Consider the following 6,029-nt stretch of genomic DNA (forward strand, 5'->3'; position numbering starts at 1 on the left):
GTGGGGGGTGGGGAGGGTGGGGGAGAGTTGCGTTTCTTTTTTGCTGGGGGGGGTGGTGGGGGGGGGGGGGGGGGGGGGGGGGTTCCCAGGGGGCATTGTCCTCGGGGACCCCCGCGACGACCCGTCGCACAGATCACACTTCGTCCACTGTCCGGTATCCGGTCGGTAAGGTGTCGGTACGTGGCCTCACCGTTAGCGGTCCTTACCGGGAACCGGGATTTCCGCCGGCTGCTCCTCGCCGAGCTGGTCGTCTTCGGGGCGGACTGGTTCGTCATGGTGCCGCTGGTGGTGCTGCTGCCGGAGCTCACCGGCAGCGGCGTCTGGGGCGCTCTGGTGCTCGCCGTGGACACCGGCATCCACGCCCTGATGTTGCCGTTCACCGGTACGCTCGCAGACCGCTTCGACCGCCGTCGGATCCTGATCGCCGCGAACCTGGCCGCCGTCGTCGCGGTGCTGTTGCTGCTGGCCGTCCGCACTTCGGGTACCGCCTGGCTGGCGTTGTTCGCCATCGCGTCGCTCGCGGTGGCCAAGTCCTGCTACTCGCCGGCCGCGCAGGCCGCGCTGCCGAACGTGGTCTCGGCGGCGGAGCTGCCCGCCGCCAACGTGTTCGCCGGATCCGCGTGGGGCACGATGGCGATAGTGGGCGCGTCGCTCGGCGGGCTGCTCAGCGCGGCCCTCGGCCCGTACGCGTGCTTCTGGATCGCCGCCGCGGCGCTGCTGCTCGCGGCGGTGGTCACCATGTCGATCCGCCGACCGATGCAGACCCCACGCGATGCCACGCTGCCGGCGCCCCGGACACTGACCGCGATCCGGGAGGCGCTGGCCTACATCGGTGGCCGGCCGCAGGTGCTCGCCCTGGTGACCGCGAAGAGCGCGGTCGGCCTCGGCAACGGCGTACTCACGTTGTTTCCGCTGTTGGCCGGGGTGTACGGGGTCGGCGCGATCGGCACCGGCCTGCTGTTCGCCGTGCGGGGTGCCGGCGCGGTCATCGGGCCGTTGCTGACCCGCCCGGTGCTGAACCGGCGGTCCTGGCTGCTCACCGGGTTGGCCGCGTCGATGTCGGTGTACGGGCTGTCCTACGCCAGCATCTCGCTGGTCACCTGGTTCCCGCTGGTGCTCGCCCTGGTCTTCCTGGCGCACCTGGGCGGCGGCAGCAACTGGGTGCTGTCGAACTACGCCCTGCAGGCGGTGGTGCCGGACCGGCTGCGTGGCCGGGTCTTCGCCACCGATCTGATGCTCGCCACCCTGTCGATCTCGGTGAGTCAGTTGATCGTGGCCAGTGTGATCGACACCCTGGACACCCGGGTCATCCTGGCGACGTGCGGTCTGGTGACCGTCACCTATGCGGTCGGCTGGCGGCTGGCGACCCGGCGGCTGGGCTCGGTCGTTGCGGCCAGCCGCTAGCATCGTGATATCACTTTGATAGCGATCTGGTTGGCAAGGGAGCAGAGCATGGAACGAGCCGTGTTCCGGATGTCCGGATTCGTGGCGATCAGTGGCTTGGCGGTGTCTGGCCTGATCGGCCTGGCGGTGGTGGCGCCCGGCATCAACTCGGTGGCCGACGTGGACGTCTGGATGGCCGTCGCTGTCGCGGTCTACGCCGGGGTCGTCGCGCTGGCCGCCACCGGGTTCACCGTGGTCAACCCCAACGAGGCGCAGGTCGTGCAGTTCTTCGGTCGCTACCTCGGCTCGATCCGCGTCGCCGGCCTGCACTGGACCTGGCCGTTCACCGTCCGGCGCAAGGTCACCCTGCGGGTGCGCAACTTCGAGACCGACCGGCTCAAGGTCGCCGACGCCGACGGCAACCCCGTCGAGATCGCCGCCGTCGTGGTGTGGCGGGTGGTCGACTCGGCCAGCGCCGTCTTCGCCGTCGACGACCACGTCGAGTACGTGGCCGTCCAGGCCGAGGCCGCCGTCCGGCACCTGGCCACCAGCTACCCGTACGAGGCACACGACGGTGAGCGGGCCAGCCTGCGGGACAGTACGGTGGTCGCCGACGAGCTGACCGCCGAGTTGCGGGAGCGGGTCGAACTGGCCGGCGTGGAGGTGCTGGAGTCCCGGGTCACTCACCTTGCGTACGCCCCTGAGATCGCCCACGCGATGCTCGCCCGGCAGCAGGCCGCCGCCGTCGTCGCGGCCCGGTTCCGGATCGTCGAGGGCGCCGTCGGCATGGTCTCCAACGCGTTGGAGCGGTTGGCCGACGAGCACGTGGTCGACCTCGACGAGGAACGCAAGGCCCAGATGGTCGCCAACCTGCTGGTGGTGCTCTGCGGTGACCGGGCGGTGCAGCCGGTGGTGAACACCGGGTCTCTCTACGGCTGAGGCGGTCCACGGCTGATGGCCGAACGCAAGAAGCTGCTGTTGCGGCTCGATCCGGCGGTGCACGAGGCGATTGCCAAGTGGGCCGCCGACGACCTGCGCAGCGTCAACGCCCAGATCGAGTACGCGCTGCGGTTCGCGCTGCGCGCCGCCGGCCGGACACCCGGACCGGATCGGGCACCTGAATCCGATCGGGCACCTGGATCGGGTGCGTCGGTCGACGGCCCGGACCGGCCACCGGCGCCCTGACACCGGGCGACCGGCCAGGACCTAGCATGGGGCGATGGGTATCAGCTTCGTTCCCGGGCCGGTGACCGTGCGGGTCCCGGCCACCAGCGCCAACCTCGGCCCCGGGTTCGACGCGCTCGGGTTGGCGCTCGGTCACCACGACGAGGTGACCGCCCGGGTGGTGCCCGCCGGCTGCCGGGTCGAGATCTCCGGTGAAGGCACCGGGGAGCTGCCGGTCGACGACGGCCATCTTGTCGTGCGCGCCATGCACGCCACCTTCGACGAGCTCGGCGGCCGGCCGGCCGGACTGGCGTTGAGCTGCGTGAACCGCATCCCCCAGGCACGCGGCCTGGGTTCGTCGTCGGCGGCGATCGTGGCCGGCGTGCAACTGGCCCGAGGGCTCGCCGTCGGCGGGACGCAGCTGCTGGACACCGCCGCCGCGCTACGGATCGCCGCCCGGCTGGAGGGTCACCCGGACAACGTGGCGCCCTGCCTGCTCGGCGGTTTCACCATTGCCTGGACCGAGGCCTCCGGGGCGCGCGCGGTGTCGGTGCCGGCGCATCCGGCGGTGTCGCTGACCGTCTACGTACCCGGTAACCGGGGTCTGACCGAGGCGGCGCGGGCGGCGCTGCCCGCCCAGGTGCCGCACGCGGACGCCGCGTTCACCGCCGGCCGGGCCGCCCTGCTGAGCCACGCGATCACCGCTGACCCGACGCTGTTGCTGGCCGCGACCGAGGACCGGTTGCACCAGGACTACCGGGGTCCATCGATGCCGGCCAGTGCGGAACTGGTCTGCCGACTGCGGGCGACCGGTGTGGCTGCGGTGATCAGTGGGGCGGGTCCGAGCGTCCTGGCGTTGACCGAAGTCCCGGCGGACTTCTGTCCGGGAATGGACTGGCAGACACACTTGTTTCCGGTAGACGTTGCCGGAGCGCGGATCGAAGGCGCTATAGTAGGACACGCCGAGCGGGACCCTGTTGCCGCAGGTCGGAAGAGTTGACTACGCTCTAGGCCAAGCACAGCCGCGAAGCACGCGATCTCCTGCGGGGCGGCGCACCCCCGAAGCTATCGGCGGTAAGCCCGTCTCACCCCTGCCTAGGCCACCGCCAAACCGCAGTCTCCACGGATCGCTGCAGATGTCGAGAGCTGCCCACCGAGGCTGGTGAAGCGGGTCCGGCAAAGCTGCGCCAAGACTCCCGCGACGTGTCATGCGAGGCGGGTGCACCGAGGCCACCCGGCCACCTAGCGTCTTGACCCGGGTTGCCCGGCCTATCGAGGGAAGGAATCCATTGAGCGACACCACCGACGTGACGTCGGATGTCTCCAACGTCGCTGACGACACCACCGCTGCTCCTGCCCGCCGTCGGCGGTCCGGCACCGGGCTGTCCGCGATGCTGCTGCCGGAGTTGCAGAGCCTCGCCGCGTCGCTCGGCATCTCCGGCACCGCCCGGATGCGCAAGAGTGAGCTGATCACCGCGATCACCGAGCGCCAGGCCGGCGGGGGTGCCCCACGGCCGCGCGCCGAGGTCGCGGCGGCGACCGCACCCCCTCGGGAGGAGGTCCGCGCCGAGGTTCGTCCTGAGGCCGAGCGGCGCGACAGCGGGTCTGAACGGCACGACGGCGGGTCTGAACGGCGCGACGGCGGGTCCGAGCGGCGCGACGGCGGTGACGGCGAGCAGCTCGCCATCGTCGACGAGCCGGCCCGCGAGCGCAGCACCCGCCGGGGCCGTCGGTCGGCAACCGAGTCGCGTACCGACGAGACCGCGACCGCGCCGACCGAGTCTGGCGAGCGGGCCGACCGGGGCGGTGACGGCCGGGACAACCGTGACGGCCGGGATAGCCGTGACGGCCGGGACAACCGTGACCGCGGCGAGCGGGACAACCGTGACCGTGGCGAGCGGGCCGAGCGGGGCGGTGACGGCCGTGGTGGTCGCGACCGTAACGACCGGGGTGACCGTAACGACCGGGGTGACCGTAACGACCGGGGTGACCGCAGCGAGCGGAACCAGCGGGACAACAACGACGACGACGACAACGAAGGCGGCGGTCGGCGCAGCCGACGCAGCCGGTTCCGCGACCGTCGGCGGCGGGGGGACCGCAGTGACGGCGACGGTGGCGGCGGCCGGGAGCCGCAGGTGACCGAGGACGACGTTCTCGTCCCGGTCGCCGGCATCCTCGACGTGCTGGACAACTACGCGTTCGTGCGTACCACCGGCTACCTCTCCGGGCCCAACGACGTCTACGTCTCCATGTCGCAGGTCAAGAAGCACGGTCTGCGGCGCGGTGACGCGGTCACCGGCGCGGTGCGCGCCACCCGCGAGGGTGAGCAGCGTCGTGACAAGTACAACCCGCTGGTCCGGCTGGACACCATCAACGGCATGGAGCCGGAGGAGGCCCGGCGGCGTCCCGAGTTCTACAAACTCACCCCGCTGTACCCGCAGGATCGGCTGCGGTTGGAGACCGAGCCGCACATCCTCACCACCCGGGTCATCGACCTGGTGATGCCGATCGGTAAGGGCCAGCGGGCGCTGATCGTCTCCCCGCCCAAGGCGGGCAAGACGATGGTGCTGCAGGCGATCGCCAACGCCATCACGCACAACAACCCCGAGTGCCACCTGATGGTGGTGCTGGTCGACGAACGCCCGGAAGAGGTCACCGACATGCAACGGTCGGTGAAGGGTGAGGTCGTCGCGGCCACGTTCGACCGGCCGCCGCAGGACCACACCACGGTCGCCGAGCTGGCCATCGAACGGGCCAAGCGGCTGGTCGAGCTGGGCCACGACGTCGTCGTGCTGCTCGACTCGGTGACCCGGCTGGGGCGCTCGTACAACCTGGCCGCGCCGGCCAGCGGGCGGATCATGTCCGGTGGTATCGACTCGACGGCGCTGTACCCGCCGAAGCGGTTCCTCGGCGCGGCCCGAAACATCGAGAACGGCGGTTCGTTGACCATCCTCGCCACCGCACTGGTGGAGACCGGATCCATGATGGACACGGTGATCTTCGAGGAGTTCAAGGGGACCGGCAACGCCGAGCTCAAGCTGGACCGCAAGATCGCCGACAAGCGGGTGTTCCCGTCGATCGACATCCACCCGTCCGGCACCCGCAAGGAGGAGATCCTGCTCGCGCCGGAGGAGCTGGCGATCACCCACAAGCTGCGCAAGGTGCTCCACTCGCTGGACTCCCAGGCGGCGCTGGACCTGCTGCTGGACCGGCTCAAGCAGAGCCGGACCAACATCGAGTTCCTGATGCAGATCGCGAAGTCGACGCCGGGGGAGTGACCCCGGCGCCGGCCGCCCCGCGCGGTCGGGAATCCGGCAGGTCCGTCGGGCGTTGCGTCCGGCGGTGTTCGTGACGGTCGTGGGGGGGGGGTTGTTTCTCCCCCCCCCCCCCCCCCCCCCCCCCCCCCCCCCCCGCCCACCCCCCCCCCCCCCCCCCCCCCCCCCCCCCCCCCCCTCCCCCCCCCCCCCCCCCCCCCCCCCCCC

At 71.4% G+C, this 6,029-nt stretch carries 5 protein-coding genes; all 5 read left to right on the forward strand.

Translation table 11 applies throughout. The features are described 5' to 3' along the window. Nucleotides 1-180 precede the first annotated feature (180 nt). Entirely contained in the window at nt 181-1,404 is a 1,224-nt protein-coding gene (locus tag ACXAHD_RS31105) for an MFS transporter (protein ID WP_289213535.1), read from the forward strand. A gap of 48 nt (nt 1,405-1,452) precedes the next feature. Next, on the forward strand, nt 1,453-2,322 hold the full coding sequence (locus ACXAHD_RS31110) for an SPFH domain-containing protein (RefSeq protein ID WP_289213534.1): 870 nt from the start codon (nt 1,453-1,455) through the stop codon (nt 2,320-2,322). Nucleotides 2,323-2,337: 15 nt separating this feature from the next. Further along, nucleotides 2,338-2,568 carry a type II toxin-antitoxin system antitoxin gene (locus tag ACXAHD_RS31115; protein WP_281551377.1) on the forward strand — a complete coding sequence of 77 codons (231 nt, stop codon included), beginning with the start codon at nt 2,338-2,340 and terminating at the stop codon, nt 2,566-2,568. A 34-nt stretch (nt 2,569-2,602) separates the two neighbouring features. Next, nucleotides 2,603-3,547: a homoserine kinase gene (gene thrB / locus ACXAHD_RS31120; protein ID WP_281551376.1), complete on the forward strand. Its 945-nt coding sequence runs from the start codon at nt 2,603-2,605 to the stop codon at nt 3,545-3,547. A 289-nt stretch (nt 3,548-3,836) separates the two neighbouring features. Further along, nucleotides 3,837-5,825, forward strand: a complete 1,989-nt coding sequence (gene rho / locus ACXAHD_RS31125; protein WP_475055014.1) for a transcription termination factor Rho — start codon at nt 3,837-3,839, stop codon at nt 5,823-5,825. Nucleotides 5,826-6,029 lie beyond the last annotated feature (204 nt).

This window comes from Micromonospora sp. ABR4_055 (genome assembly GCF_056160425.1).